We start from the raw sequence: 26,168 nt of genomic DNA, 5'->3' as shown, positions 1-26,168 counted from the left end.
AGTCATGGCGCCAGCAATAGGGCAAGGAGTATCGGCGTACAACCGCGAACGGTTGTACGCCCTACGGACAGCTTTTCGTAGGAGCGAGCTTGCTCGCGAAGGGAGGCTACCGGCAGCACCGGCGCTGGGCGCTTCGCGAGCAAGCTCGCTCCTGCAATAGAGCCGGCGGTTTCAGCGCTGCGGCGTTTGCGGCTGAATCCGCTGCGGGTCGATTCCCCGGTCGCCGATATTGATGTCGTCGGACATCTGCGGTTTGGGCGGCGGCGCGACGTTGTGGTCGGCGGGCCCGCTGTGGCCGCTGCAGGACGATCCGCCCAGGGCGAGGGCCAGTACGCCCGCCAGTAGCAGCGCGATGAATCTCGGCATGTCCGCGTCCTCCCGTTGGCTGTCCCACCCTCCAGTGAACGCGCCCTGGCGCCTGTCCCCCCAAGTGCCTGACGAACGGCGCCACCTCCCTGTCACGAAATGAAAAGCCCCTGTCGTTCGATGTGAAGCGGCTGTCCGGCCCCCTCCCTAGAGTCCGATCCATGGGCATCCGCCCTCTAAAAAAAACAAGACAAACTGGAGAATCCGGCATGGCCAAAGCCGTTCGTTTCTATGAAACCGGGGGTCCCGAAGTCCTGCGTTACGAGGACGTGGAGGTCGGCGATCCCGGCCCGGGGCAGGTTCGCCTGCGCCACGTTGCCGTAGGGCTGAACTACGCGGACACCTACTTCCGTAATGGGACCTACGCGGTGCCCCTGCCCAGCGGCATGGGTGTGGAGGCCGCCGGGGTGGTGGTGGCGGTGGGCGAGGGCGTGCACAACGTCGTACCGGGCGACCGGGTCACCTACACCGGCTTCATCAATACCCTGGGTGCCTACAGCACCGAGCGCCTGGTGCCCGCCGCACCGTTGATCCGCCTGCCCGAGAGCATCGCCTTCGAGACCGCCGCCGCGATGACCATGCGCGGCCTGACCTCGGCCTACCTGATGCGCCGCATCCATGACTTCAAGCCCGGCGACAGCATCCTGCTGCACGCCGCCGCCGGTGGCGTGGGCCTGATCGTCTCGCAGTGGGCGCGCCTGCTCGGCCTGCGGGTGATCGGCACCGTTTCCAGCGAAGCCAAGGCCCAGGTCGCCCTGGCCCACGGCTGCTCGGAAGTCATCGACTACAGCCGCGAAGACGTTGCCTCGCGGGTTCGCGAGCTGACCGATGGCCGCGGCGTGGACGTGGTGTTCGACAGCGTCGGCAAGGACACCTTCATGTCCTCCCTGGACTCGCTCAAGCGCCGTGGCCTGATGGTCTGCGTCGGCACCGCGTCCGGGCCGATCCCGCCGTTCGACCCGGTGCTGCTGGCGATGAAGGGCTCGATCTTCCTCACCCGCCCGGCGCTGGCCGACTACATCGCCGACCCGGCGGAGAAGGCCGCGCTGCTGGATGAGCTGTTCACCCACGTCGGCAATGGTGACATCCGCATCGAGATCAACCAGCACTACGCGCTGGAAGATGCCGTGCAGGCCCACCGTGACCTGGAGTCGCGCAAGACCACCGGCTCGTCGATCTTCGTCATCTGAGGTGACTCGTCATGCACGTGGAGCAACTGACTTGCAGCATCGGCGCTGAAGTTTCCGGCGTGAACCTGGGCGATGCCGCCCGTGACGATGCACTGTTCGACGAAATGCGCAGCCTGCTGCTGAAACACAAGGTGCTGTTCCTGCGCGACCAGGACATCAGCCGCGCCGACCATGTGGCCTTCGCTCGCCGTTTCGGCGAGCTGGAGGACCACCCGGTGGCCGGCAGCGACCCGGAGCATCCGGGCCTGGTGCGCATCTACAAGACCCCGGACCTGCCCAACGACCGCTACGAGAACGCCTGGCACACCGACGCCACCTGGCGCGAGGCGCCGCCCATGGGCTGCGTGCTGCGCTGCGTGGAATGCCCGCCGGTGGGTGGCGACACCATGTGGGCGAACATGGCGCTGGCCTACGAAATGCTGCCGGCCGAGATCAAGAGCAAGATCGCCGAGCTACGCGCCCGCCACAGCATCGAGGCGAGCTTCGGCGCGGCGATGCCGATCGAGAAGCGCCTGGCGCTGAAGGCGCTGTACCCGGACGCCGAGCACCCGGTGGTGCGTACCCATCCGGAGACCGGCGAGAAGGTGCTGTTCGTCAACGCCTTCACCACCCACTTCACCAACTACCACACCCCGCAGAGCGTGCGCTTCGGCCAGGACGCCAACCCCGGCGCGCTGGACCTGCTGCGCTACCTGGTGAGCCAGGTCTACATCCCCGAGTACCAGGTGCGCTGGCGCTGGAAGAAGAACAGCGTGGCGATCTGGGACAACCGCAGTACCCAGCATTACGCGGTGATGGATTACCCACCCTGCGTGCGCCGCATGGAGCGCGCCGGAATCATCGGCGACAAGCCGTTCTGATCCTCGGAAAAAAGAGCTCTACAAGAACAATTTACGGAGACTGACATGCAATTTTTCGACGATTCCCTGCACCCGGAGAACCAGGACAAGGTAGTCATCACCGTGGCCCCCTACGGCCCGGAATGGATGCCCGAGGACTTCCCCGAAGACATCCCGGTGACCATGGACGAACAGGTCCAGAAGGCCGTGGACTGCTACGAAGCCGGCGCCACCGTGCTGCACCTGCACGTGCGTGAGCTGGACGGCAAGGGCTCCAAGCGCCTGTCCAAGTTCAACGAGCTGATCGCCGGCGTGCGCGAAGCCGTGCCGGACATGATCATCCAGGTCGGCGGCTCGATTTCCTTCGCCCCGGAAAGCGACGGCGAGGCGGCCAAGTGGCTGTCCGACGATACCCGTCACATGCTCGCCGAGCTGACCCCCAAGCCCGACCAGGTGACGGTGGCGATCAACACCACCCAGATGAACATCATGGAGCTGCTCTACCCGGAGTACCTCAAGGGCACTTCCCTGGAGCACCCGGCCTACCAGGCGGCCTACAGCGAGATGACCGTGCCGGCCGGCCCGGCGTGGGTCGAGGAACACCTGAAACGCCTGCAGGCGGCCAATATCCAGCCGCACTTCCAGCTCACCGGCATGCACGCCCTGGAAACCCTCGAGCGCCTGGTGCGCAAGGGCGTCTACAAGGGCCCGCTGAACCTGACCTGGATCGGCATCGGCGGCGGCTTCGACGGCCCCAACCCGTTCAACTTCATGAACTTCGTGCACCGCGCACCGGACGGCGCCACGGTCACCGCCGAGTCGCTGCTCAAGAACGTCCTGCCGTTCAACATGATGGCCATGGCGATGGGCCTGCACCCGCGCTGCGGCATCGAGGACACCATCATCGGCCAGCACGGCCAGCGCATGACCTCGGTCGAGCAGATCCAGCAGTGCGTGCGCGTCGCCCACGAACTGGGCCGTGAGGTCGCCAGCGGCCAGGAAGCCCGCGCCATCTACAAGATCGGCGTGCAGTACGACAGCGTCGAGGAAACCCTGCGCATGAACGGCATGGCGCCCAACCGCCAGCCGGGCCAGAAGTCCGTCCCGCTTCGCGCGTGACAGGCTCCGGTGCGGGTTCTGCCAGTAACCCGCACCGGCTTTTACCCCAGAAGAACAACAAGAACCCGATTACTCGCCTGGAGAGGTAGCGTCATGGCCATCCACTCCGTCGCCCTGGGCGACATTTCCGCCACCACGCCCAGCGTGCCGCGTCGTTATGCCTGGGTCGTGTTCGCCCTGACGTTCGGCCTGCTGATTTCCGATTACATGTCGCGCCAGGTGCTCAACGCCGTCTTTCCGCTGATCAAGGGCGAATGGGCCCTGAGCGATGCCAAGCTCGGCCTGCTCAGCGGCATCGTCGCCGTCATGGTCGGCCTGCTGACTTTCCCCCTTTCGCTGCTCGCCGACCGCTGGGGCCGGGTGCGCAGCCTGTCGCTGATGGCCATGCTCTGGAGCCTGGCGACCCTGGGCTGCGCGCTGGCGCAGACCTTCCCGCAGATGTTCGCCGCACGCTTCTTCGTCGGCGTCGGCGAGGCGGCCTACGGCAGCGTTGGCATCGCCGTGGTGATCTCGGTGTTCCCGGCGCACCTGCGCGCCACCCTGACCGGCGCCTTCATGGCCGGTGGTATGTTCGGCTCGGTGCTGGGCATGGGCCTGGGCGGCGTGCTGGCCGCCCACCTGGGCTGGCGCTGGGCGTTCGCCGGCATGGCGCTGTTCGGCCTGTTGCTGGCGCTGCTGTATCCGTTGGTGGTGAGCGAGAAGCGCATCGCCCCGGTAGCCGCCGCCGAAGCGCCGCGCCAGGTGGGCGGGCGCTCGCTGCGCAGCCTGTTCGGCAGCCGTTCGGTGATCGCCGCCTACCTGGGCAGCGGCCTGCAACTGTTCGTCGCCGCCGCCGTGATGGTGTGGATTCCCAGCTACCTGAACCGCTACTACCACCTGGACACCGACAAGGCCGGACTGATCTCGGCGGTGATCGTGCTGGTGGGCGGCAGCGGCATGGTGCTCTGCGGCATCCTATGCGACCGCCTGGGTCGCGCCAATCCGCCGCGCAAGATCGTCCTCGCTATCGGTTTCTGCCTGGCCAGCTGCCTGCTGCTGTCGGTGGCGTTCCACCTGCCGCCGGGCACGATGCAACTAAGCCTGCTCGCCCTCGGCATGCTGGTGGCGGCCGGCACCTCCGGGCCGTCCGGCGCCATGGTGGCCAACCTCACCAGCCCGGCCGTGCACGGCACCGCCTTCGCCACCCTGACCCTGGCCAACAACTTGCTGGGCCTGGCGCCCGGCCCGCTGCTCACCGGCGTGCTGGCCGACGCCGTGGGACTGGACCGCGCGTTCCAGATCGTCCCGCTGCTGAGCATCTTCGCCGCGCTGGTGTTCATCTACGCCCGGCGCCACTACCACAGCGATATCCGCCGCCTGCGCGGCGAGGAGGAGGGCGCATGATGCCGACGCTGAACCTGGACATGACCTTCGACTTCATCTGCCCCTGGTGCCTGATCGGCAAGCGCAACCTGGACACCGCGCTGCGCCTGCTGGCCCGGCAGCGTCCGGAACTGGACGTGCGGGTGAACTGGCTGGGGCTGCAACTGCTGCCCCAGGTGCCGATGGAGGGCGAACCCTTCGCCGCGTTCTACCAGCGTCGCCTCGGTGGCAAGCGGGCGGTGCGCGCGCGCCAGATGGAAGTGCGCGACGCCGCGCGCCAGGCCGGGGTCGAGATCGACTTCGAGCGCATCCGCAGCATGCCCAATACCACCTACGCCCACCGCGTGTTCCAGCGCGCCGCCCAGTTGGGCAGCCACTCGCAACTGGAGCGCCTGCTGGAGCTGCTGTTCCGCGCGCACTTCCAGCTCGGCGAGGACATCGGCCAGCGCGACACCCTGCGGCGCCTGCTGCGCGCCTGCGATTACATTCCCGAGCAGTTCGAGGAGGCACTGACCGACGGCGCACGTGCCTTCATCGGCCGCCGCGTGGGACTCGCGGACTCCAGCGTGCCGCTGTTCCTGCTCGACGGGCGCGCCTTCGCCCTTGGTGGGCAGAGCCCGGACCAGCTGCTGGTGGCCCTGCTGCGGGCCTTCGATCGGCAGGAGGCGCTGTCGGCATGAGTGGCGCGTTGCACATTCCGAGCGAACGGCTGCCCGCACGGGGCGGCCGCAGCCTGTTCCACCATGACAAGGGCATCGTCCTGCTGTTCGACGTGGAAGGCTGCCTGTACGCCATCGACGACCGCTGCCCGCATGCCGGGGCCTCGCTGTTCACCGGCCGCCTGGACGGCCGTTGGCTGCAATGCCCGGCGCACGGGTTGAAGTTCGACCTGGACACCGGCTGCCCGGCGGGCATCAAGGGTTTTGGCGTGCGTCGCTATCCCATCGAGTGGCGCGCCGACGAGTGCTTCCTGCTGCTCGACGAAACGATCGCCGAGGGAGTTTCCGCATGAGCACCGCCGTCATCTCGGCGCTCGGCACCCGCAGCCGCACGCTGCTGCCGGGGCTGCTGGTCAGCGCCATGGTCGCCGCCGCGGCGACCTTCCTCTCCGAACACTACGGCGCGCCGGTGATGCTGTTCGCGCTGTTGCTGGGCCTGGCGCTGAACTTTCTCGCCACCGACAGCGTGTGCAAGGCCGGAATCGAATTTACTGCCCGCGAGATCCTGCGTTTGGGTGTGGCGCTGCTGGGCATCCGCATCACCTTCGGGCAGATCGCCGAGCTGGGCTGGCAGCCGGTGGTCATGGTGGTTGTGCTGGTGACGGTGACCATCCTGGTCTCCATCGCTGCCGCCCGCGCCATGGGCTTCAACTTCCTGTTCGGCCTGCTCACCGGCGGCGCCACGGCCATCTGCGGCGCCTCGGCGGCCCTGGCCCTGGCGGCGGCGCTGCCGGCCCATACGCAGAAGGAAAAGGCCACACTGTTCACCGTGCTCGGTGTCTCGGCCCTTTCGACCCTGGCGATGATCCTCTACCCGATGATCGTCCATGCCCTGGGCCTGCCGCCGTTGCAGGCGGGCATCTTCCTCGGCGGCACCATCCACGACGTGGCCCAGGTGGTCGGCGCCGGCTACAGCATTTCGCCGGAAGTCGGCGACAGCGCCACGGTGGTCAAGCTGATGCGCGTGGCCATGCTGCTGCCGGTGATCCTCTGCGCGGCGATGATCACCCGCGCCCGCGGTGTCGAGCCGGGCGACAAGCGACCGCCGCTGCTGCCCTGGTTCGCCGTGGGCTTCGTGCTGCTGGCGGCGGTCAACAGCACCGGAGTCCTGGCGCCGGTGGTACAGCAGGCGGGCAGCAAGCTGTCGCAATGGTGCCTGGTGATCGCCATCGCGGCGCTGGGCATGAAGACCCAGCTGCGCGCCCTGGCCACGGTGGGGATCAAGCCGATCCTGCTGATGGTGGGGGAGACGGTGTTCCTGGCGGTGCTGGTGTTGGGGATGTTGCGCCTGGCGGGTTGATCGGTCGGCAGCTGGTCGTTGTGCCTTATTGGCACCAAGCGCGGGCATGGCCCGCTCCTACGGGAGAACCGTTGTAGGAGCGGGCTATGCCCGCGATGCTTTTGGGCTGTTGGGTTGGGTGTTTCCGCGCCGCTTCGGCGTGTGCTGAGAGATTTAGTTTCGCCCCCTCGGGCGACCTACTTTGGCAAACGCCCCAAAGTAGGCAAAGGTCTATGCCCCATCATTCGGCCCCGGCTTCGCCGGGGTTCCCTCCTTCCATCGAAGTTTCAGGGGCCCGCCGCGAAGGGCCATCCCTGGCCCATCGCGGCTCTCGCGGCATCCATGCCGCTCAACCCCTGAAACTCCGATTCCACTCGGCCTCCTGAAGGGGCGCTCCGGTGCGTGCGGATATTTCTCTGGAAATCTTCAAGAGCCAGAGCGGTCATGCTCTTCGTAGGAGCGGACCTTGTCCGCGAAATCTATAGCGGCGGAATTTGCGCTTCCAGGAAAGCGCAGATGTTTGCCGCCAACTTGTAGGAGCGAGCTTGCTCGCGAACCGCCCAACACCGATGCGGCCGGATAATTCTGTTCGCGAGCAAGCTCGCTCCTACGAAAAGCCAGGAGCCTCGCGCGGGCCGTATTCCGTAGGGCGAATAACGCGCAGCGTTATCCGCCGTGATGGGTATCGCTTCGCTCCACGCCTCCTACGAAGGGCAATCCAGCATGAAGCAGCCAAAGTCCCAGGCCGCGCAGAGTCCCGTCAGGAGGCCGAGTGGAGGTATTGCGCAGAGGGGCGAGCGGCATGGATGCCGCGAGAGGACTAGGCGTCCCCGCTAAGAGGGCCATGGATGGCCCTTCTACGCCGACCCTCGGAGCGATACCGGAGCGAGGGGAGTCTTCGCGAAGCGAAGACCCGGATGTCGGGACGAGCCCTTTTGGTTCCTTTTGGGGCTCCAAAAGGGACTCGCCCGAGGGGGCGAAACAAAATCTCTCAGCACACGCCGAAGCGGCGCAGAAACACCAAACAAGACGGCGAATAACGCTTGAAGCGTCATTCGCCAGACGAAGAGCAGGAGCATCGCGGACAAAGTCCGCTCCTACAAAAGCCCACCCTAGCGAACTCTCACTCCAACTCCCGTCCCATATGCTCCCGCCGCCAAGCCGCCGGCGACATGCCGTACTGAATGGTGAACCAGCGGGTGAACGAACTGGGCATCCCATACCCGAGCAGGTCGGCAATCCGGCTGAGCGAGTAGCGCGGGTTCTCCATGTAGCGCAGCACCAGCTCCCGGCGCACTTCGTTGATCAGGTCGGAGAAGGTCACGCCGTTCTCCTCCAGGCGGCGCTGCAGGGTGCGTACGTTCAGGCCCAGCGACTGGGCGATCTGCTCGATGGTGGCGCGGCCCATGGGCAGCAGCAGGTAGATGGCCTTGCGCACCTCGTTCAGGGTACTGCCGTCGGTGGCGCCGGGCAGCGAGTCGACGAAACTGCGCGCGTGGCGGGCCATGGCCGGGTCGGCCATGGGGTTGGCGGCGTCCAGGTCGGCCGCCGGGATCACGATGCCGTTGAACTCGCTGCCGAACTCGATCTTGCAGCCGAACAGGCGCTTGTGCACCTGCAGGTCGGCCGGCGCGTCGTGGGTGAGGTTCACGCTGATCGGCCGCCAGTGCGGGCCGAGGAGGGCGGCGCAGAGGCGGTAGAGGGTGCCGATGGCCAGTTCGATGCCCTGGCGCATGGGCATCGGCGGCACGGTGATGATCTCTTCGCGCAGGATTGCGGTCTTGCCTTCCTGGTCCACGTACAGGGCCAGCGATTCGTTGATCAGGTGGCGGTACTGGACGATGGTGTCGATGGCTTCGCGCAGGGTCGCCTGGTGGGTGATCAGCAGGCTGATCACGCCGAAATCGGCGAGCTGGCGGGACTCGGCCATGCGCAGGCCGAAGGTCTCGCAGCCGCAGGCGCGGGCCGATTCCTCCAGCAGGCTGACGACCGGGGTGATGGGCACGCGCTGCTCGGGGTGCTCCAGCATGGACAGGCTCAGACCCACCCGGCTGAGCTGTTGCTGGGGGTTCAAGCCGAGGTGGCGGGCCACCTCCAGGTAGTTGGTCAGGGCCGCAATACGAACCATTGGTGTCATGCCGATCGCCTTCTTGTTCTTGTGGCTGCGTCGCGCCGGTGGGGCTGTCACGAAATGACAGGTGCCGAACTCTCACCGGAGCGCGTTTGGCTTGTTCGATGACGACAGATTCTATCGGCGAGTTCAGTAAAGCGTGTACGAACTTTTGTATATCACCCAGCGCCGTTTAGCGCCACCGGGAGGCCCTAGCTCGCGTGGTGCGTGGGATCCGCCTGATGAATCGCATGCCGGATGACGTCCGAGCTGTCATCAATTGCGAAGTGCCTGACGTTCTATGCAAAGCAACGCCGCCGGGCTGCCTCTACTGTCTAGTCCAACAAGTTCGAAATAGCTGCAAGGTGACCCGGTGAAACACAACAACTCCACCACCGTCCTCATCGTTCCCGGCCTGCGCGATCACGTGGCCGAACACTGGCAGACCCATCTTCAGGCCCGCCTGCCGAATGCGCGCAGTGTTCCGCCGCTGACCGAGGACAAGCTTGACCTCGATGCCCGCGTCGCTGCCATCCAGCACGAGCTGGCGCAGATCGATGGCCCGGTGATCCTGGTCGCCCACAGCGCCGGCACCCTGATGGTGGCGCACTGGGCCGCCCGCCACGACCGTCCGATCAAGGGCGCGCTGCTGGTGACCCCGCCGGACCTCGAAGGCCAATGGCCGGAGCACTACCCGAGCCCGGCGAGCCTCGCCGAGCGTGGCTGGGCACCACTGCCGCAGCAACCTCTGCCGTTCCCGACCCTGGTGGCATCCAGCGACAACGATCCGCTCGCCACGCCAGAGGCGGTGCAGCGCATGGCCAGCGCCTGGGGCGCAAGCCTGGTGGAGCTGGGGCGCGTCGGCCACATGAACCCGGCATCCGGCTTTGGTGACTGGCCGGAGGCGGACAACCTGATCCAGATGCTGGATCGCTGATCCCCGATAGGAAGTTAACGCTCCGGCGCCTGGCGCCGGGGTTTGGCCCCCGTACGCCCTGACGGCGGCGAGGGCGAGGGCCGCGGGACGGGCCCGGATAGCGTCCCGACTACAACAAGAAACGGAGCACACGCATGCACTACCAGAGCAACCCACCGCGGCGGCTGCGCCGCTGCCTGCTCGCCACGGCAATCATCGGCGCCTTCGGCGGCACCTCGGCCCAGGCGTTCGAACTGAACACCGGCAACCCGGACATCGCCGTCCGCTTCGACAACACCGTCAAGCTCAGCTACGGGCAGCGGGTGGAAGCGGCCAACAGCAAGATCGCCGGCACCGCCAACACCAACGACGGCGACCGCAATTTCTCCTCCGGCAGCCCGGTGACCCAGCGCTTCGACCTGCTCAGCGAGCTGGACTTCGTCTACCGCGACAGCATGGGCTTCCGCGTCAGCGCCGCCGGCTGGTACGACAACGCCTACGAAGACGTTGGTTCGAGCAACCCGTTCCCTGGCCAGAAGGGCAACGCCGGCCACCTGGTCACCAAGAACGGCACCGTGATCGCTCCGCCGGGCGCCAAGGCGTCCACCCACGGCCTGAGCAACTTCGCCGACCGCTACTACAACGGTCCCTCCGGCGAACTGCTCGACGCCTTCGTCTTCGCCAGCCACCAGGTCGGTGACGACATGCTGCTCAGCGGCAAGCTCGGCCGCCACACCGTGTACTGGGGCGAGACCCTGTTCAGCGCCGCCAACGGCATCAACTACGGCCAGTCGGCCCTGGACCTGGGCAAGCTGTACAACGTGCCGGGCACCGAGGCGAAAGAGCTGTTCATGCCGCGCAACCAGCTTTCCGCGTCGTTGACGGTGAACCCGGAGCTGACCCTGGCTGCGCAGTATTTCCTCGAGTTCGAGAACTCGCGCTTCCCCGAAGGCGGCACCTACATGGGGCCGTACGACATGCTCAACGATGGCGGCAACGTGTTCTGGCTGCCGCTGCCCGCGCTCAATGCCTTCTACGGCGCGCCGCGCGGTCACGACCGTGAGCCGGACAACACCGGCGACTTCGGCCTGATGGCCAAGTGGAGCCCGGAGTGGCTCGACGGCACCCTCGGCTTCTACTACCGCAACACCTCCGACACCCTGCCGGCGGTGCTGGTGGATGCGCCGAACCTGCAAAAGCCGGGTCTGGCCGGCCTGAAGGGGATGAACTACTTCACCGCCTACGCCGACGACATCGACATCTATGGCATCAGCCTGTCGAAGGAAGTCGGTGGGGTGAGCGTCGGCATGGACCTGAACTACCGCGAGAACATGCCGCTGGCAAGCAACTTCACCACCGTCAACTCCACGCTCTACAACGCCGCGCAGAAAGGGCTGATCAACGGCGCCAACCTGATCGGCTCGCTGCCCAGCGACGGCGACACCGGCCTGGCACGCGGCAAGACCTTCCACGTGGTGCTCAATGGCCTGGTGACCTTCGGCGCGACCCCGCTGTGGGATGCCTCGTCGCTGGCGGTGGAGGGCACCCTGACGCACCTGATCGACGTCACCGAAGGCGAGCAGACCTTCAAGGGCGACTCCAGCTACCACGGCGTGGACAAGGTCACCACCAATGCCTACGCCATGTCCGCCAACTTCACCCCGACCTGGTACCAGGCTTTCCCCGGCGTCGACCTGTCCATGCCGATGGCCTACAACGTCGGCCTGCACGGCAACTCGGCGGTGCAACTGGGCGGCAACGAAGACGCCGGCAGCTACTCGATCGGGGTGGCGGCGGACTTCCACCAGAAGTACCGCGTCGACCTGAAGTACGTCGACGCATTCGGTCCCTTCGATACCTGCGAAAGCGGACACGACAACAACACCCCCGGGGCTAATGGGCAGTACCAGTGCATCCCCGGGCAGATCACCTCGCAGGGCGGCCTCGCACCCCTGCTGAAGGACCGCGGCATGGTGACCGCGTCCCTCAAGGCGACCTTCTGATTTCACCCCAGGCTCCTTACCCGGAGCAGGAGAAAAACAGCATGAACTTCAAACCTACCCTGATCGCCACGGCCCTCGGTCTGGCCCTGTGCGGCGCGGCCCAGGCCGCCGTCTCGCCCCAGGACGCCGCCCAGCTGGGCACCACCCTGACCCTGGTCGGCGCCGAAAAGGGCGCCAGCAGCGACGGTTCGATTCCCGCCTACACCGGTGGCCTGACCAGCGCCCCGGCCAGCTTCAAGGCCGGCGACAGCATGCGCCCGGACCCTTTCGCCGGGGAGAAGCCGCTGCTGGTGATCGACGGCAAGAACGTCGACCAGTACAAGAACCAGCTCTCCGCCACCACCGTCGAACTCGCCAAGCGCTACCCGAGCTTCCGCGTCGACGTCTACCCGACCCACCGCACCGCAGCCTTGCCTGATGCGGTGCTGGAGAACAGCAGGAAGAACGCCGTCGCCACCCAGTCCCTGGAAGGCGGCACCGCCATCGACAACGCGTTGCCGGGTGTGCCGTTCCCGATGCCGAAGACCGGCGCCGAGGCCATGTGGAACTTCCTGCTGCGTTACCAGGGGGTGAACATCAAGGCCAAGTACGACTCCTGGAACGTCGACGCCTCGGGCAGCGCCAACCTCGCCACCACCGGGCAGGCCTTCATCAACTATCCGATCTACGAGAACCTCACCCAGCCGGTGAAGGGCTCCGAGGTCTACTACCAGATGAAGCTGTACTACAGCGGCCCGGCCCGCCGCGCCGGCGAGGCGATGATGCTCAAGGACGCCGCCAACCCGCTGCAGCAGCCGCGCCGCGCCTGGCAGTACCTGCCCGGCCAGCGCCGCGTGAAGCTGGCGCCGAACCTGGCCTACGACACCCCGAACCCCGGCATGGCCGGCGCCGGCACCTACGACGACGTGTTCGTCTTCAATGGCGCGCTGGACCGCTACGACTGGAAGCTGGTGGGCAAGCAGGAAATGATCGTGCCCTACAACACCTACCGCCTGACCTACACCAGCGACATCAAGCCAGTGGTCACGCCCAATCACCTGTCGCCGGACTACGTGCGCTGGGAGAAGCACCGCGTGTGGGTCGTGGAAGGCACGCTGAAGTCCGGTGCGCGGCACATCTACGCCAAGCGCCGCTTCTACCTCGACGAGGACAGCTGGGTGGCCCTGGCCTCCGACCAGTATGACGCCCGTGGCCAGCTCTATCGCGGCTCCTTCGCTTTCCTCAGCCAGAGCTACGACAAGCGCATCCCGGACGCCACGCCGTTCATGATCTACGACCTGACCGCCGGCTCCTACAACATCAACGGCGTCGTCGGCCCGTACGGCGGCATCACCTACATCGATCCGCTGGCCGCTACCCAGTGGTCGCCTGAAGCCCTTGCCGGCAGCGGTATTCGCTAAGCGGATGAGTTCGCGGCGGCCCACAAGGCCGCCGTGCATTTCAGATCGAGGTAGCCGTATGCAATTTCCCTTCAAGCTCGCCCTGGCCTCCGCCGGGCTGGGGCTGGCGCTGCTCGCCGGTCACGCCGACGCCGATGAATTCGTCGACGTGCTGGACCTGCCCTCGCAGCCCACCGCACTGGCCATGAGCAGCCCGCTGGCGGCCATCGCCCGTGCCGACAAGCGCCTGGTGGTGGTCGGCCAGCGCGGCCACATTCTCTATTCCGACAACGACGGCAAGGACTGGCGGCAGGCCGAGGTGCCGGTCAGCTCCGACCTCACCGCCGTGCGCTTCCCCACGCCGCGCGACGGCTGGGCAGTGGGCCACGACGGCGTGGTGCTGCACAGCGCCGACGGCGGCGAACACTGGATCCGTCAGCTCGATGGCCGCGCCATCGGCCAGCTGATGCTGGATTACTACACGGCCAACCCACAGGCGGATAACGAAACCCTGCTGGAGCAGTCGCGGCGCATGAAGGAGGAGGGGGCGGACAAGCCGTTCCTCGATCTCTGGTTCCGCAACGCCCAGGAGGGTTTCGTCATCGGTGCCTTCAACCTGATCCTGCACACCACCGATGGCGGGCGCAGTTGGGAGCCCTGGAACCATCGCATCGACAACCCGCAATCGCTGCACCTGACCGCCATGTCGGCGGTGGGCGGGGACCTGTTCATCGTCGGCGAGCAGGGCCTGCTGCTCAAGCTCGACCCGGCGGACCAGCGCTTCGTGGCGCTGAACTCGCCCTACAAGGGCACCTTCTTCGGCGTGCTCGGCAAGCCCGGCCTGCTGTTCGCCTACGGCCTGCGCGGCAACGCGGTGCGCAGCGTCGACGGCGGCGCGAACTGGAGTGCGGTGGCCACCGGCCTGCCGGTCAGCCTCACGGCGGCCAGCGAGGGCGCCGACGGCGGCCTCTACCTGTTCAGCCAGGCCGGCCAGGGGCTGGTCAGCCGCGACGACGGCGCCACCTTCAGGCCGCTGACCCTGGCCCAGCGCACGCCCGTCAGCGGCGCCCTGGTCAGCGGCGACAGCCTGCTGCTGGTGGGCAACCGCGGCCTGCAACGCAGCGCGTTGCCGCTCTCCCAATAAGAACAAGACGAAGAGACAGCCTCCTATGGTCGACCTCAAGCAAGGGCAGCTGCCCGTCATCAGCGATCTGCGGGACTTCGACGCGCACAGCGGCAGCCTGCTGGAGCGCCTGGTGTTCAACCATCGGCTCCTGTTCATCAGCCTGATTGCCCTGGTCACGCTGCTGCTCGGCTGGATGGCGGTGACCCGCCTGGAGATCAAGCCCAGCTTCGAGAAGATGATCCCGCAGAGCCACCCCTACATCCGCAACTACCTGGAGAACCGTGGGGCGCTGCGCGGCCTGGGTAACTCCGTGCGAGTGGTGGTGGAGAGCCGCGACGGCGACATCTTCGCGCCGGCCTACCTGGACACCCTCAAGCAGATCAACGACCAGCTGTTCCTGAGCCCCGGCGTCGACCGCGCCTGGATGAAGTCGCTGTGGTCGCCGGCGGTACGCTGGACCGAAGTGACCGAGGAGGGCTTCCAGGGCGGCCCGGTGATGCCCGACGGCTATGCCGGCGACGCCCCGAGCATCGCTACGTTGCGCCAGAACATCGCCCGCGCCGGCATCGTCGGCAGCCTGGTGGCCAATGATTTCCGTTCGAGCATGCTGGTGGTGCCGCTGCTGGATCATGACTCGGCCACCGGCAAGGGCATCGACTACCAGCAGTTCTCCCACCAGCTCGACGCGCTGCGCCTGAAGTACGAGTACCTGGGCGACCAGCGTGCCTTCGACGCCGGCGAGCCGGGCAAGGGCGCCGTGCGCATCCACGCGATCGGCTTCGCCAAGCTGGTCGGCGACCTGATCGACGGCCTGCTGCGGGTGATGATGTTCTTCGGCCTAGCGGTAATCTCGGCCTTCGTCATCATCCTGCTCTATACCCGCTGCCTGCGCAGCAGCCTGCTGGTGATCGTCTGCTCGCTGCTCGCGGTGATCTGGCAGCTGGGCCTGATCGCCTGGCTGGGCTATGCGCTGGACCCTTACTCGATCCTGGTGCCGTTCCTGATCTTCGCCATCGGCGTGTCCCACGCCACGCAGAAGATGAACGGCATCATGCAGGACATCGGCCGCGGCACCCATCGCCTGGTGGCGGCGCGCAACACCTTCCGTCGCCTGTTCCTCGCCGGGGTCAGCGCACTGCTGTGCGACGCCGTGGGCTTCGGTGTGCTGATGCTGATCGACATCCCGGTGATCAAGGCGCTGGCGATCACCGCGAGCATCGGCGTGGCGGTGCTGGTCTTCACCTCGCTGCTGCTGATGCCGGTGGCGTTGTCCTTCATCGGCGTCAGCCCGCGCGCCGCCGCCCGCGCCCTGCGCGAGGAGCAGCAGGAAGCCCGCGAGCAGGGCCTGGGCCGCCTGTGGAGCCTGCTCGACCGCTTCACCGAACGGCGCTGGGCAAGCATTGCCCTGGCGGTCGCCGCGCTGATCGGCGCCGGCAGCTTCCTGGTCAGCCAGCGCCTGCAGATCGGCGATCTCGACGCCGGCGCGCCCGAGCTGCGCGCGGACTCGCGCTACAACCGCGACAACGCCTACATCACCAGCCACTACGCGCTCTCCAGCGACCTGTTCGCGGTGATGGTAAAGACGCCCGCCGAAGGCTGCCTGAACTACAAGACCCTGATCCTCGCCGACCGCCTGGGCTGGGCGCTGCAACAGCATCCGGGCGTGCAGGCGAGCGTTTCGCTGGCCGACGCGGTGCGCCAGATCACCGCCGGCACCTACGAGGGCAACCCCAAGTTCGCCAGCCTGCAGCGCAACCAGGACGTGCTCAACTACTCGGCGCAGCAGGCCTCGGTGAATACGCCGGAACTGTTCAACACCGATTGCTCGGTGATGCCGGTGATCGCCTTCCTCAAGGACCACAAGGCCAGGACCCTGGAGGAAGTGACTACCATTGCCGAAGACTTCGCCAAGGCCAACAGCACGCCGGACCGCCAGTTCCTCCTCGCCGCGGGCAGCGCCGGCATTGAGGCCGCCACCAACAGCGTGGTGCACCAGGCCAACCGCACCATGCTGCTGTACATCTACGGGGCGGTCAGCCTGTTCTGCCTGATCACCTTCCGCAGCTGGCGCGCAACCCTGGTGGCCATGCTGCCGCTGGTGCTGACGTCCATGCTCTGCGAGGCGCTGATGGTGTTCCTCGGCATCGGCGTGAAAGTGGCGACCCTGCCGGTGATCGCCCTGGGCGTGGGCATTGGCGTGGACTATGCGCTGTACCTGCTCAGTGTGCAGTTGCAATTGCAGCGTGCTGGCTTCCCGCTGGCGCTGGCCTACCGCCAGGCGGTGATCTTCACCGGCAAGGTGGTGGCACTGGTGGGCGTGACCCTGGCCGCCGGGGTGATCACCTGGGCCTGGTCGCCGATCAAGTTCCAGGCGGACATGGGAATTCTGCTGACCTTCATGTTCCTGTGGAACATGCTGGGGGCGCTGTTGCTGATCCCGGCGCTGTCGCACTTCCTGTTGAATGAGCGGAAGGGCTGAGATCCCCATCGGCTCATTGGAGTCCGCTCCTGCGTAGGAGCGGACTTTGTCCGCGATTGAATCTGCGCCGTGCCCGCAGCCCCTCAATCAAACGCCGGAATCGCCTCCAGCTCATGCAGCAGCCAGTCCGCGAACTCCCGCGCCAGGGCCTGGTTGCCGTGGGGCGGGATGATCAGGAAGTAGGGGTGGGGCGCCGGGAAGTCGATGTCGAACAGGCGCACCAGCCGGCCCTGGTGCAGTTCCTCGCCAGCCAGGATATGGTCGCTGATGGTCACGCCACCGCCGGCCACGGCGGCACGGATGGTCAGGTAGGCGTCGGGCAGGAAGACGTTCTGCCGTGCCTGCAAACCGGGCACGCCAGCGGCGAGGAAGTAGCGGCTCCAGTCGAAGCCGTCGTCCTCGTGCAGCAGCACCTGGCGCGCCAGGTCGCGCGGCTTGCGCAGGTGCTCCTGGGTGTTGAGCAGGCGCGGGCTGCACACCGGGAAATAGCGGATATCGCCCAGCGCGGCGAAGCGCTGGCCCTCGATGTGCGTCTCGCCGAAAGAAATCACCATGTCCACTTGGCCCAGGTCACTGCTCATCGGCAGCAGGTGCAGAGCGACCTCCTGGTAATTACGCAGGAATTTCTCCAGCAGCGATGACACCCGTGCCAGCAATGCGGGAGCGCAGGCGATGCGCAGCTCGCCGGCGGGCTCCTCGTTGGGCAATGCGCGGCGGATGTCGCGCAGCTGGTCGAAGGCGCTGCTGATCTGCTGGCTCAGCTGGCGCCCGGCCGGAGTCAGCTTGACGCCCTTGCCCTGGCGCTCCACCAGCGCCATGCCCAGTTCTTCCTCAAGCTTCTTCACCTGGTGGCTGACCGCGCCGTGGGTGACGTGCAGCTCCAGTGCCGCGCGGCTGATGCTGCCCTGGCGGACCAGTGCCTCGAAAGCGCGGAGGGCGATGAGGGAGGGCATTCGGAACGCACTGTTCTGACGCATGAGAGACCTTTTCCGTGAATTTGGCTAACGATTCAGGTGGAAATCTATTGAATTGTCGTTAGTTAAATTTGCACAGAAGATGACTCCAAGCCAACACCCAAACACAAGAACAAACGGCTGGAGACCCGCCATGCATCATTTCGTCGACGTGTTCGGCCTGGGCAAGCGCTATGGCAACCTGCAGGTCCTGAGCGACCTCAGCCTGAGCATCCGCCAGGGCGAATTCCTCACGCTTCTGGGGCCTTCGGGCTCGGGCAAGAGCACCACGCTGATGATGCTCGCCGGCTTCGTCGAGCCCAGCGAAGGGCATATCGAGATGGACGGCCGCGATATCACCCAGTTGTCGCCGGACCGGCGCGATTTCGGCGTGGTGTTCCAGGGCTACGCGCTGTTCCCGCACATGAGCGTGGCGCAGAACGTGGCCTACCCCCTGCGCATCCGCAAGGTGCCGGGCGTGGAGATCAAGCGCCGGGTGGCCGAGGTGCTGGAGCGCATCGGGCTGGCCGGTATGGGCAATCGCGGTATCGCCCAGCTCTCCGGCGGCCAGCAGCAACGTGTGGCGCTGGCCCGTGCATTGGTGTTCAAGCCCAAACTCCTGCTCCTCGACGAGCCGCTGTCCGCCCTCGACCGCCGCCTGCGCCAGGAAATGCAGGGCGAGCTGGCGCGCATGCACAAGGATTTCGGCACCACCTTCGTCTTCGTCACCCACGACCAGGAGGAAGCGCTGGCGCTGTCCGACCGCATCGCCGTGTTCAACAAGGGCCGCCTGGAGCAGGTCGGCACACCGCGCGAAGTCTACGAACGTCCGGCCAGCCGATTCGTCGCCAACTTCCTCGGCGATACCAATCTGCTGGAGGTCGGCGTGGTGGGCCGCGAGGCAGAAGCCACGCTCTGTGATTTTCGCGGCCAGCACCTGCGCGTGGCCCACTCGGCCCAGGCAAGCCAGGGCGGCAAGAGCTGGCTGGCAGTGCGCCCGGAGCACATCGACCTGCGCCCGCTGCAGGACGCCGGCCGCGACAACGGCCTCTGCGCCACCGTCGGCAACGCCACTTACCAGGGTGCCCACGTCAACCTCGAACTGACCCTGGAGCAGGGCGAGCGCCTCGACCTGCGCCTGCCGGTCGCGCACCCGCTGCTGGCCGATCTGCGCAGCGGCCAGCGCTACTGGTGCAGCTGGTCGCCGCAGCACTGCCACCTGTTGTCCGCCTGACACACGCATAACGAAAACAAACGATCGGGGAGCAATCACAATGAAAGAACGCCAAGGCTTCATCGAAGACGCCATCGAAATCGCCGCCGAGAAAAGCGAGCGCGCCGGCATCAGCCGTCGCGATTTCAACCGCAGCCTGCTGTTGTTCGCCGCCGCCAGTGCCTTCCCATTCGGCTCCGGCAGTCGTGCCTTCGCTGCTGGCGGCAACCTGGTGCTGGCCAACTGGGGCGGCGATGCGGTGCCGGCTTTCGAAAAGAGCTTCGGCGGCTTCGACCAGGCGTCCGGCCTTACCCTGAAAGTGGACGGCAGCGGCCCCACCGAGGGCGCGCTGAAGACCCAGGTCAGCAGCGGCGCGGTGCGTTGGGATGTGTGCGACGGCGAGATGTATTCGTCCTATCGCCTGGGCAAGGACAAGTTCCTCGCGCCCATCGACTTCGGCATCGTCGACAAGTCGTTGATCGGCTACGGCGACGTGCATGATTTCGGCCTCGCCAACTACACCTACAGCTACGTGATCGGCTACGACCACGAGCAGTTCGGCAAGAACCCGCCCAAGTCCTGGGCCGACTTCTGGGACGTGAAGAAGTACCCGGGCAAACGCACCCTCTACAAATGGATGAGCGCCAACCTCGAATGCGCGCTGCTGGCCGACGGTGTGCCGCCGGAGCAGCTCTACCCGCTGGATGTGGACCGCGCGCTGCGCAAGATCGAGGAACTGTTGCCGCACATCGCCACCCACTGGTCCACCGGCGCCGAGTCGCAGCAGCTGATTCGCGATGGCGAAGTGAGCATGGCGCAGCTGTGGCACACCCGCGCCGAGCTGGTGAAGAGCGACACCGGCGGCAAGATCGACTGGAGCTTCGACGGCGGCATCGTCTCGCCTTCGGTGTGGATGGTGCCCAAGGGCAACCCGGCCGGCGCCAAGGCGGCCATGGAGTTCATCGCCTACGCGCTGCGCCCGGAGGTCCAGGCCAAGCTCATGGAGGTCTACAACATGGGCCCGGTGAACCTCAAGGCCAACGATCTGCTCAGCGCCCAGCTGCAGGCGATCAACCCCACCGCGCCGGACAACCTGAAGAAGCAGGTGTCGCTCAACAACAAGTGGCACGCCGAACACTACGGTGAAACCCTGGAGCGCTACCTCGCGCTGATCGGTGGCTGAGATGCGACGTTTCGCACCGGGTGTGCTGCCGGTCTACGGCCTGCTGATCCTGCCGCTACCATTGCTCGTCGTGGTCGGCTACCTGCTGCCGACCCTCGGCGTGCTGGGCTGGAGCTTCAGCCTGCCCGAGTGGGGCACGCAGAACTATGCGGCGATTGCCGACAACGCCAACCTGCAGGCAGTGATCTGGCGCACCCTGCGCATCTGCCTGCTGACCACCGCAATCAGCGTTGCCATCGCCTACCTGATCGCCTACCGCTGGCGTTTTGCGACGCCGCGTGGCCGGCAACTGATCGAACTGTTCGTGCTGTTGCCGTTCTGGCTGTCGATGCTGATCCGCGCCTTCGCCTGGCTGGTGCTGTTGCGCAACGGCGGCCTGGTCAGCCAGGGGCTGATGGCCACGGGCTGGTTCGACGCGCCGCCGCCGCTGGTACGCAACGAACTGGGCGCGCTGATCGGCATGGTGCACTTCATGGTGCCCTACGCGGTGCTGCCGCTGTTGTCCTCGCTCAAGCAGGTGGACGACAGCCTGCTGCGGGCGTCCAGCAGCCTGGGCGCCAGCCACTGGCAGACGCTCAAGGACATCTTCATTCCGCTGACGTTGCCCGGCGTGGTCGCCGCATCGGCCATCGTCTTCGTCTTCAGCCTCGGCTGCTTCGTCACCCCGGCACTGCTGGGTGGCGGCAAGGCGGCGATGCTCGCGGAGTACATCTACGTGCAGATGTTCCAGCTCTCCAACTGGGGCCTGGGCGCCGCACTGAGCATCGTGCTGATGCTGCTGGTGGTGGGTTGCGCGCTGCTGTTCGGACAACTCATCGGCTACCGCCGCCTGCTCGGGAGGGCTGAGCTGTGACTCCGCAGGGAACCTATCTCTCCGCCATGCCCAAGGGCGTGAAAAAGCCGCAACTGCCACGCCCGCAGGTCGGCCGCTGGCTGTCCTGGGCCGCCCTGGCGCTGTCCGCGCTGTTCCTGCTGCTGCCGATCCTGGTGATCGTCCCGCTGTCGTTCGGCAACCAGCGCTACCTGGCCTTCCCGGACGGCGGCTGGTCGCTGCGCCATTACGCGACGCTGTTCGATGGCGCCTGGCTGGTGTCGATCCTGCAGAGCCTCGGCCTGGCGCTGGTGGTCGGCGCGTTGTCTACGGCGCTGGCCTTCCTGTTCGCCACCGGCATCTGGCTGCAGCGCCGGTACCGCACCTTGCTGACCGCCATCGTGCTGTTGCCGATGATCGTCCCGCAGGTGGTCTCGGCCATGTCGATCTACTACCTCGATGCACGCCTGGGTGTGCTCGACAGCCTGCTGGGTGTGGGCTTCGGCCATCTGCTGATGGCGCTGCCGTACTCGGTGATCGCCCTGCTGGTGGCCTACGCACGGCTCGACCAGAGCCTGTACAAGGCCTCGCGTTCCCTCGGCGCCGGGCTCTGGCCGACGCTGTGGAACGTGCTGCTGCCCAATGTGCGTGGTGGCGTCGCCGGCGGTTTCTTCATGGGCTTTGTGATGAGCTGGGAAGAGGTGGTGGTGACGCTGTTCACCAGCGGCCTGAACGTGGTGACGCTGCCCAAGCGTATCTGGGACGGCCTGCGCTACAACCTCGACCCGGCCATTGCCGCCGTGTCCACCCTGATGATCGTCCTCACCCTGGTGGTGATGCTGGTGCGCCTGTACCTGGCGCGACAGCAACCACCCAGCTGACTGTTTCAACCCCGCATACGGCCGCCTGATGGCGGCCCCAAACAAGAACACCTGTGTCGCTTGCACCTTGTCCCTGAGGAGGGAGTCCCCATGCTTACTGCTTTCCCCGCTCGCACCTACCGTCAACGCGTCGAAGCCGTCAAACGCCGCATGGCCGACCGTGGCCTGGATGCCCTGGTGGTCAACTACCCGGACAACATCAACTACCTGAGCGGCTTCGACAGCCTGGGCTTCCTCTGGTACCAGGCGCTGATCATCTCGCCCAAGCTGGCCGAGCCGGTGTTCCTCACCCGCACCAGCGAAGAGCCCTGCACCTGGGAGCTGTCGTGCATCAACGAGGCGATCTTCTATGACATCGCCAAGCAGGACCCGCTGAAGATCGTTGCCGACGTGCTGGCCCAGGCGGGTTTGAGCCAGGCGCGCATCGGCCTGGAAATGACCGCCTCGACCTTCTCCCCGGCGCAGTACAACGCATTGCTGGGCTACATGCCCGAGGCGCGCTTCGAAGACGCCGGCCCTCTGGTCGCCGAGAACCGCCTGATCAAGACCGCCGAGGAAATCGAATACCAGCGCAGCGCCGCGCGCATGGCCGACCAGGGCATGCTGGCCGCCTTCGAGGCGCTGCGTCCGGGCATCTCCGAGGTGGAAGTGGCCGGCATCGTCGCCAACGCCCTGGGCCGTGCCGGCAGCGAGTACTCGGCGATCAGCCCGATGTGCGCCACCGGCCGCCGCAGCACCATGACCCACGCCATGCCGCACCGCCAGACCATCAGCCACGGCGACGTGGTGATCCTCGAACACGCCGGCGTGTGCAACCGCTACCACGCCATCCTCATGCGCACCGCGGTGATCGGCAAACCCAGTCCGCGGGTGAAGGAAGTCGCGACCCTGCTCACCGAGGCCTTCAACGCCGCCATCGACATCGCCAAGCCGGGCACCCCGGTGGGCGAGGCCAACCGCGTGTGCAACCAGATCCTCGACCGCATCGACCTCTCGCGCACCCGCGTGCACCGCATCGGCTACAGCCTCGGTCTTGCCTACCCGCCGACCTGGCTGGAAGCGATGATGGTGGACGAGGCCGACGACCACGTGTTCCAGCCGAACATGTCGTTCTCCATCGAGCCCAACCTGTCCTTGTACAACGAAGGCTTCGGCATCAAGCTCGGCGACACCGTGCTGTGCGGCGAGAAGGGTTCGGCGAGCCTGTCGGAGCTTGCGCCCGAGCTGACGATCATTGACTGATGGAGGTTCGCTCCCTGCCTCTGCCGGGCAGGGGGCGAAGCCGTGTTGCGTGTCTGCGCCTACGGGCGCAGTGATGGAAACCGAGGGCTTCTGATGAGTCACACGATGGATGTTTTCTGGCACGACGACGTGCTGCGCCACGACACCGCGGCCGGCGTATTCGAGGCGCCGCCCAGCGACCTGCTGGCAGAGCAACTGCAGCACCCGGAGAGCAATCCCCGGCTGCTCAACATGCGCGCCATCCTCCAGCGCGGGCCGGTGGCAGGCTCCTTGCGCTGGCACGAAGGCCGCCATGCCAGCGAAGAAGAACTGCTGCGTTTCCATGACGCCGACTACCTGCGCGGCATCTTCGAAGCGGACGCTGCGGGCAAGCGCTTCAGCAGCACCACCCTGATGTCCGCCGGCAGCCTCGCCGGGCTGCTGGCCGCCGCCGGCACCAGCCTGGCAGCGCTGGAAAGCGTATTGGCGAGCGGCAACCCGGCCATGGCCCTGGTGCGCCCGCCAGGCCACCACGCCGCGCCCGCAATGGCCGACGGCTACTGCTTCTTCAACCATGCCGGGATTGCCGCGCGTGCAGCCCAGGCGGCCGGTCTGGAGCGCGTCGCCATCGTCGACTGGGACGTGCACCACGGCAACGGAACCCAGGAAGGCTTCTACGACGATCCGTCGGTGTTCACCGTATCGCTGCACATGGACCACGGCGCCTGGGGCCCGAGCCATCCGCAGACCGGCGCGGTGGACGAGCGCGGCTACGGCGCGGGGTTGGGCAGCAACCTCAACCTGCCGCTGCCCATGGGGTCGGGCGACCAGCTCTACGAAATGGTTTTCGCACGCTTCGTCGAGCCGGCGCTGCGCGCGTTCAAGCCGGACCTGCTGATCATCGCCAACGGCCTGGATGCCTCGCAGTTCGACCCCAACGGCCGCCAACTGGTGACCATGCAGGGCTTCAACCGCCTGGCCCGCCGCGCCCGCGCGCTGGCCGACGAGCTCTGCAAGGGGCGACTGCTGGTGGTGCAGGAGGGCGGTTACAACCCGGCCTACAGCGCCTACTGCCTGCACGCGGCAACCGAAGGCTTCCTGAGGCAGCCGTCCACGTTGCCCGATCCGCTGGCCTACATGCCGGAACCGGTGGCGCGGGTCGAAGCCGATCTCGCCGCGCTGGATACGCGGCTGGCGACGGCGGGGTGGACGTTCGGCTGAGCCTGCGGCGCGACGTGTTCGCGCAGGGCTAACCGCCTGTGTAGGGCGTATAACGCGCCAGCGTTATCCGCCGTGGATGGCCCGGCGGATAACCTGTTCCAGGTTTTGCGCCCTACGTCCCTTCAAATGCGGTTCGCGAGCAAGCTCGCTCCTACAGCCAGGGGAAACTCCGGCGTGCTCTTTTGTAGGAGCGAGCTTGCTCGCGAACCAACGCCGAATCAGACCCTTCAGCGATGGTTGCGATAACGCTCGGTCAGGGACTGCACGCGGGACACGTAGTAGCGCGTTTCAGCGAAGGGCGGCACGCCGTTGTACTCGTCCACGGACGCTTCTCCGGCGTTGTAACCGGCCAACGCCAGCGTCTGGTTGCCGTTGAAACGCTTGAGCAGCCAGGCCAGGTAGCGCACGCCGCCACGGATGTTCTGCCGTGCGTCGAACGGATCAGCCACGTTGAAGCGCTCCGCAGTGTCGGGCATCAACTGCATCAGGCCCTGTGCGCCGGCCACGGAAACGGCGTTGGGCTGAAACGCCGACTCGGCATGGATTACCGCGCGGACCAGCGCCTGGTCGACACCGTAAAGCGTCGAAGCGGCCTCGATCTCCCGGCGATAGGAACGGGTGTCCAGGCGCAGTGAGGCGACGTTGAAGTCCTTTGGCGCCATGCACAGGTAGCAGCCCTTGACGTAATACACCTCGATGACATCGACCCGCTCGGAGATACCGACAGGGCGTCGGCTCACATATTGACGAATACCCTTGTGAACGAAGGTGTAGATCCGAATCGGCACTGCCCTTGGAGCGTTGCTCCGCTCGAACCTTGGCGCGCCCTGTGACCGGGCGCCGATACCGGTTCCAGCCTTTCCGTTCTGGCTAACCTTGCCTTTCTGGAGAGTACAGCGGGCGCCGGGAATGGCATGGCTGGTGTGGCTGATGGTTCCGTCCCGGGCCTGGCACTTGAACAGGGCGTTGGCGTGAATCGGAGCGACCAGCAGCGCCAGCACGATGCAGCCAGGAAGGCTCCTGCGAGCCCATCGCCATGCTCTGGAAGTCATCACACCGCTCCGCGCGCGGGCGCCAATCAGGCTGAGGAGGCCTGACCTGGACAAGGGGAACGCCAACAGGGGCGGTCGATGCAGGGGTGTCCTGGCCGACCAGCCGCTTCGTTCGGGTAGTTATAGCCCTTTCAACTCGCCGTGGAATTTGCGCAGACGTACGGCCTGCAGGCGCTTGATGCCTATGCCTGTGGTTTCCCTCACCCCAGCCCTCGGCTTTGGCATCCTGCGTCGCCCTACCCCCTGCATCCCTGCAGTCGTCTCCCTGAGGGAGAGGGAGCAGTCCTTACCGGCTGACGCGACAGTGTCATCCTGCTTCGTACGGTCCCCTCTCCCCTGGGGAGGGGGTTAGGGTGAGGGCAGCCTGAGCGCTGAACTCACCCGAGGATGAAATACACCTTGCGCACCGGCGTGAGATTTTCCCAGGTGCCCTTGAAGCCCGCCGCCACCACGAAGGAATCTCCGGGCCCGAAGGTCTTCGCCACGCCGTCGGCGTCGGTCAGGCGCACGGTGCCTTCGAGGATGTGGCACAGCTCATCGTAATCGCACTCGCAGCGCTCCAGGTGCACACCGGCTTCCCAGATGCCGGCGATGGCGTTCTTTTCAGGGGCGCTGAAGTGCCGCCAGCTGCGGCTCTGGTAGGGCGCATCGACGATGGCCGGGTCGTTGATTTCGCGCTCTTGGGGCGCGAGGTCGGGGTTGGCGAAGTCGATGACGTGGCGGGGCAGGGTGGACATGAAGTTCTC

Annotated in this window: 23 protein-coding genes; 18 read left to right on the top strand and 5 right to left on the bottom strand. The window is 66.3% G+C overall.

The features are described from left to right. Nucleotides 1-171 precede the first annotated feature (171 nt). Nucleotides 172-366, bottom strand: a complete 195-nt coding sequence (locus SD196_RS14950; protein ID WP_416310330.1) for a hypothetical protein — start codon at nucleotides 364-366, stop codon at nucleotides 172-174. Nucleotides 367-575: 209 nt separating this feature from the next. On the opposite strand from SD196_RS14950, the gene SD196_RS14945 reads away from it, so the two are divergent. The 7 genes from SD196_RS14945 (at nucleotide 576) to SD196_RS14915 (ending at nucleotide 6,895) form a co-directional block, all read left to right on the top strand. Continuing rightward, nucleotides 576-1,556 carry a quinone oxidoreductase family protein gene (locus tag SD196_RS14945; RefSeq protein WP_207886245.1) on the top strand — a complete coding sequence of 327 codons (981 nt, stop codon included), beginning with the start codon at nucleotides 576-578 and terminating at the stop codon, nucleotides 1,554-1,556. Nucleotides 1,557-1,567: 11 nt separating this feature from the next. After that, a complete protein-coding gene (locus SD196_RS14940) occupies nucleotides 1,568-2,416 on the top strand; it encodes a TauD/TfdA dioxygenase family protein (RefSeq protein ID WP_416310329.1) in 849 nt (282 codons plus the stop codon). A gap of 45 nt (nucleotides 2,417-2,461) precedes the next feature. Then, nucleotides 2,462-3,514, top strand: coding sequence for a 3-keto-5-aminohexanoate cleavage protein (locus SD196_RS14935; RefSeq protein WP_275611670.1), 1,053 nt, complete (start codon nucleotides 2,462-2,464; stop codon nucleotides 3,512-3,514). Nucleotides 3,515-3,607: 93 nt separating this feature from the next. After that, the gene (locus tag SD196_RS14930; protein WP_275611671.1) at nucleotides 3,608-4,897 is read left to right on the top strand and encodes an MFS transporter; all 1,290 of its coding nucleotides are present in this window, start codon (nucleotides 3,608-3,610) and stop codon (nucleotides 4,895-4,897) included. Beyond that, nucleotides 4,894-5,556, top strand: a complete 663-nt coding sequence (locus SD196_RS14925) for a DsbA family protein (protein ID WP_416310328.1) — start codon at nucleotides 4,894-4,896, stop codon at nucleotides 5,554-5,556. The genes SD196_RS14930 and SD196_RS14925 overlap by 4 nt, the downstream gene beginning before the upstream one ends. Continuing rightward, on the top strand, nucleotides 5,553-5,888 hold the full coding sequence (locus SD196_RS14920) for a Rieske (2Fe-2S) protein (RefSeq protein WP_275611673.1): 336 nt from the start codon (nucleotides 5,553-5,555) through the stop codon (nucleotides 5,886-5,888). Before SD196_RS14925 ends, SD196_RS14920 begins: the two co-directional genes overlap by 4 nt. Beyond that, complete coding sequence (locus tag SD196_RS14915; RefSeq protein WP_152223791.1) at nucleotides 5,885-6,895, top strand: YeiH family protein; 1,011 nt, start codon at nucleotides 5,885-5,887, stop codon at nucleotides 6,893-6,895. Before SD196_RS14920 ends, SD196_RS14915 begins: the two co-directional genes overlap by 4 nt. A 1,102-nt stretch (nucleotides 6,896-7,997) precedes the next feature. On the opposite strand, the gene SD196_RS14910 is transcribed toward SD196_RS14915, so the two are convergent. Continuing rightward, on the bottom strand, nucleotides 7,998-9,002 hold the full coding sequence (locus SD196_RS14910; RefSeq protein WP_370601673.1) for an AraC family transcriptional regulator: 1,005 nt from the start codon (nucleotides 9,000-9,002) through the stop codon (nucleotides 7,998-8,000). A gap of 355 nt (nucleotides 9,003-9,357) precedes the next feature. On the opposite strand from SD196_RS14910, the gene SD196_RS14905 reads away from it, so the two are divergent. The 5 genes from SD196_RS14905 to SD196_RS14885 all read left to right on the top strand — a co-directional run bounded on the left by SD196_RS14905 (nucleotide 9,358) and on the right by SD196_RS14885 (nucleotide 16,887). Further along, on the top strand, nucleotides 9,358-9,921 hold the full coding sequence (locus SD196_RS14905) for an RBBP9/YdeN family alpha/beta hydrolase (protein ID WP_275611675.1): 564 nt from the start codon (nucleotides 9,358-9,360) through the stop codon (nucleotides 9,919-9,921). Between the two features lie 134 nt (nucleotides 9,922-10,055). Continuing rightward, the gene (locus SD196_RS14900; RefSeq protein ID WP_331319435.1) at nucleotides 10,056-11,903 is read left to right on the top strand and encodes a DUF1302 domain-containing protein; all 1,848 of its coding nucleotides are present in this window, start codon (nucleotides 10,056-10,058) and stop codon (nucleotides 11,901-11,903) included. Between the two features lie 41 nt (nucleotides 11,904-11,944). Further along, nucleotides 11,945-13,303, top strand: coding sequence for a DUF1329 domain-containing protein (locus SD196_RS14895; protein WP_416310327.1), 1,359 nt, complete (start codon nucleotides 11,945-11,947; stop codon nucleotides 13,301-13,303). Nucleotides 13,304-13,361: 58 nt separating this feature from the next. Next, nucleotides 13,362-14,426: a WD40/YVTN/BNR-like repeat-containing protein gene (locus tag SD196_RS14890; RefSeq protein ID WP_275611678.1), complete on the top strand. Its 1,065-nt coding sequence runs from the start codon at nucleotides 13,362-13,364 to the stop codon at nucleotides 14,424-14,426. A gap of 25 nt (nucleotides 14,427-14,451) precedes the next feature. Continuing rightward, nucleotides 14,452-16,887, top strand: coding sequence for an efflux RND transporter permease subunit (locus tag SD196_RS14885; RefSeq protein WP_416310326.1), 2,436 nt, complete (start codon nucleotides 14,452-14,454; stop codon nucleotides 16,885-16,887). Between the two features lie 83 nt (nucleotides 16,888-16,970). Here the strand turns inward: SD196_RS14885 and SD196_RS14880 are convergent, their stop codons facing one another. Then, complete coding sequence (locus tag SD196_RS14880; protein ID WP_416310325.1) at nucleotides 16,971-17,840, bottom strand: LysR substrate-binding domain-containing protein; 870 nt, start codon at nucleotides 17,838-17,840, stop codon at nucleotides 16,971-16,973. 154 nt (nucleotides 17,841-17,994) lie between these two features. On the opposite strand from SD196_RS14880, the gene SD196_RS14875 reads away from it, so the two are divergent. The 6 genes from SD196_RS14875 (at nucleotide 17,995) to SD196_RS14850 (ending at nucleotide 24,370) form a co-directional block, all read left to right on the top strand. Next, the gene (locus tag SD196_RS14875) at nucleotides 17,995-19,074 is read left to right on the top strand and encodes an ABC transporter ATP-binding protein (RefSeq protein WP_416310324.1); all 1,080 of its coding nucleotides are present in this window, start codon (nucleotides 17,995-17,997) and stop codon (nucleotides 19,072-19,074) included. A gap of 40 nt (nucleotides 19,075-19,114) precedes the next feature. After that, nucleotides 19,115-20,236, top strand: coding sequence for an ABC transporter substrate-binding protein (locus SD196_RS14870; protein ID WP_416310323.1), 1,122 nt, complete (start codon nucleotides 19,115-19,117; stop codon nucleotides 20,234-20,236). Nucleotide 20,237: 1 nt separating this feature from the next. After that, nucleotides 20,238-21,089 carry an ABC transporter permease gene (locus tag SD196_RS14865; protein ID WP_054909776.1) on the top strand — a complete coding sequence of 284 codons (852 nt, stop codon included), beginning with the start codon at nucleotides 20,238-20,240 and terminating at the stop codon, nucleotides 21,087-21,089. Beyond that, a complete protein-coding gene (locus SD196_RS14860) occupies nucleotides 21,086-21,928 on the top strand; it encodes an ABC transporter permease (RefSeq protein ID WP_275611683.1) in 843 nt (280 codons plus the stop codon). Before SD196_RS14865 ends, SD196_RS14860 begins: the two co-directional genes overlap by 4 nt. Before the next feature lie 90 nt (nucleotides 21,929-22,018). Then, on the top strand, nucleotides 22,019-23,170 hold the full coding sequence (locus tag SD196_RS14855) for a M24 family metallopeptidase (RefSeq protein ID WP_275611684.1): 1,152 nt from the start codon (nucleotides 22,019-22,021) through the stop codon (nucleotides 23,168-23,170). A gap of 105 nt (nucleotides 23,171-23,275) precedes the next feature. Then, entirely contained in the window at nucleotides 23,276-24,370 is a 1,095-nt protein-coding gene (locus SD196_RS14850) for a hypothetical protein (protein ID WP_416310322.1), read from the top strand. Between the two features lie 227 nt (nucleotides 24,371-24,597). Here the strand turns inward: SD196_RS14850 and SD196_RS14845 are convergent, their stop codons facing one another. Both SD196_RS14845 and SD196_RS14840 read right to left on the bottom strand, forming a co-directional pair. Continuing rightward, complete coding sequence (locus tag SD196_RS14845; RefSeq protein ID WP_416310321.1) at nucleotides 24,598-25,422, bottom strand: lytic transglycosylase domain-containing protein; 825 nt, start codon at nucleotides 25,420-25,422, stop codon at nucleotides 24,598-24,600. A 377-nt stretch (nucleotides 25,423-25,799) separates the two neighbouring features. Further along, nucleotides 25,800-26,159, bottom strand: a complete 360-nt coding sequence (locus SD196_RS14840) for a cupin domain-containing protein (RefSeq protein ID WP_045208850.1) — start codon at nucleotides 26,157-26,159, stop codon at nucleotides 25,800-25,802. Nucleotides 26,160-26,168 lie beyond the last annotated feature (9 nt).

It is taken from the genome of Pseudomonas macauensis (assembly GCF_047902425.1).
Classification (GTDB): domain Bacteria; phylum Pseudomonadota; class Gammaproteobacteria; order Pseudomonadales; family Pseudomonadaceae; genus Pseudomonas.
This window is presented reverse-complemented; position numbering and strand designations above follow the sequence as displayed.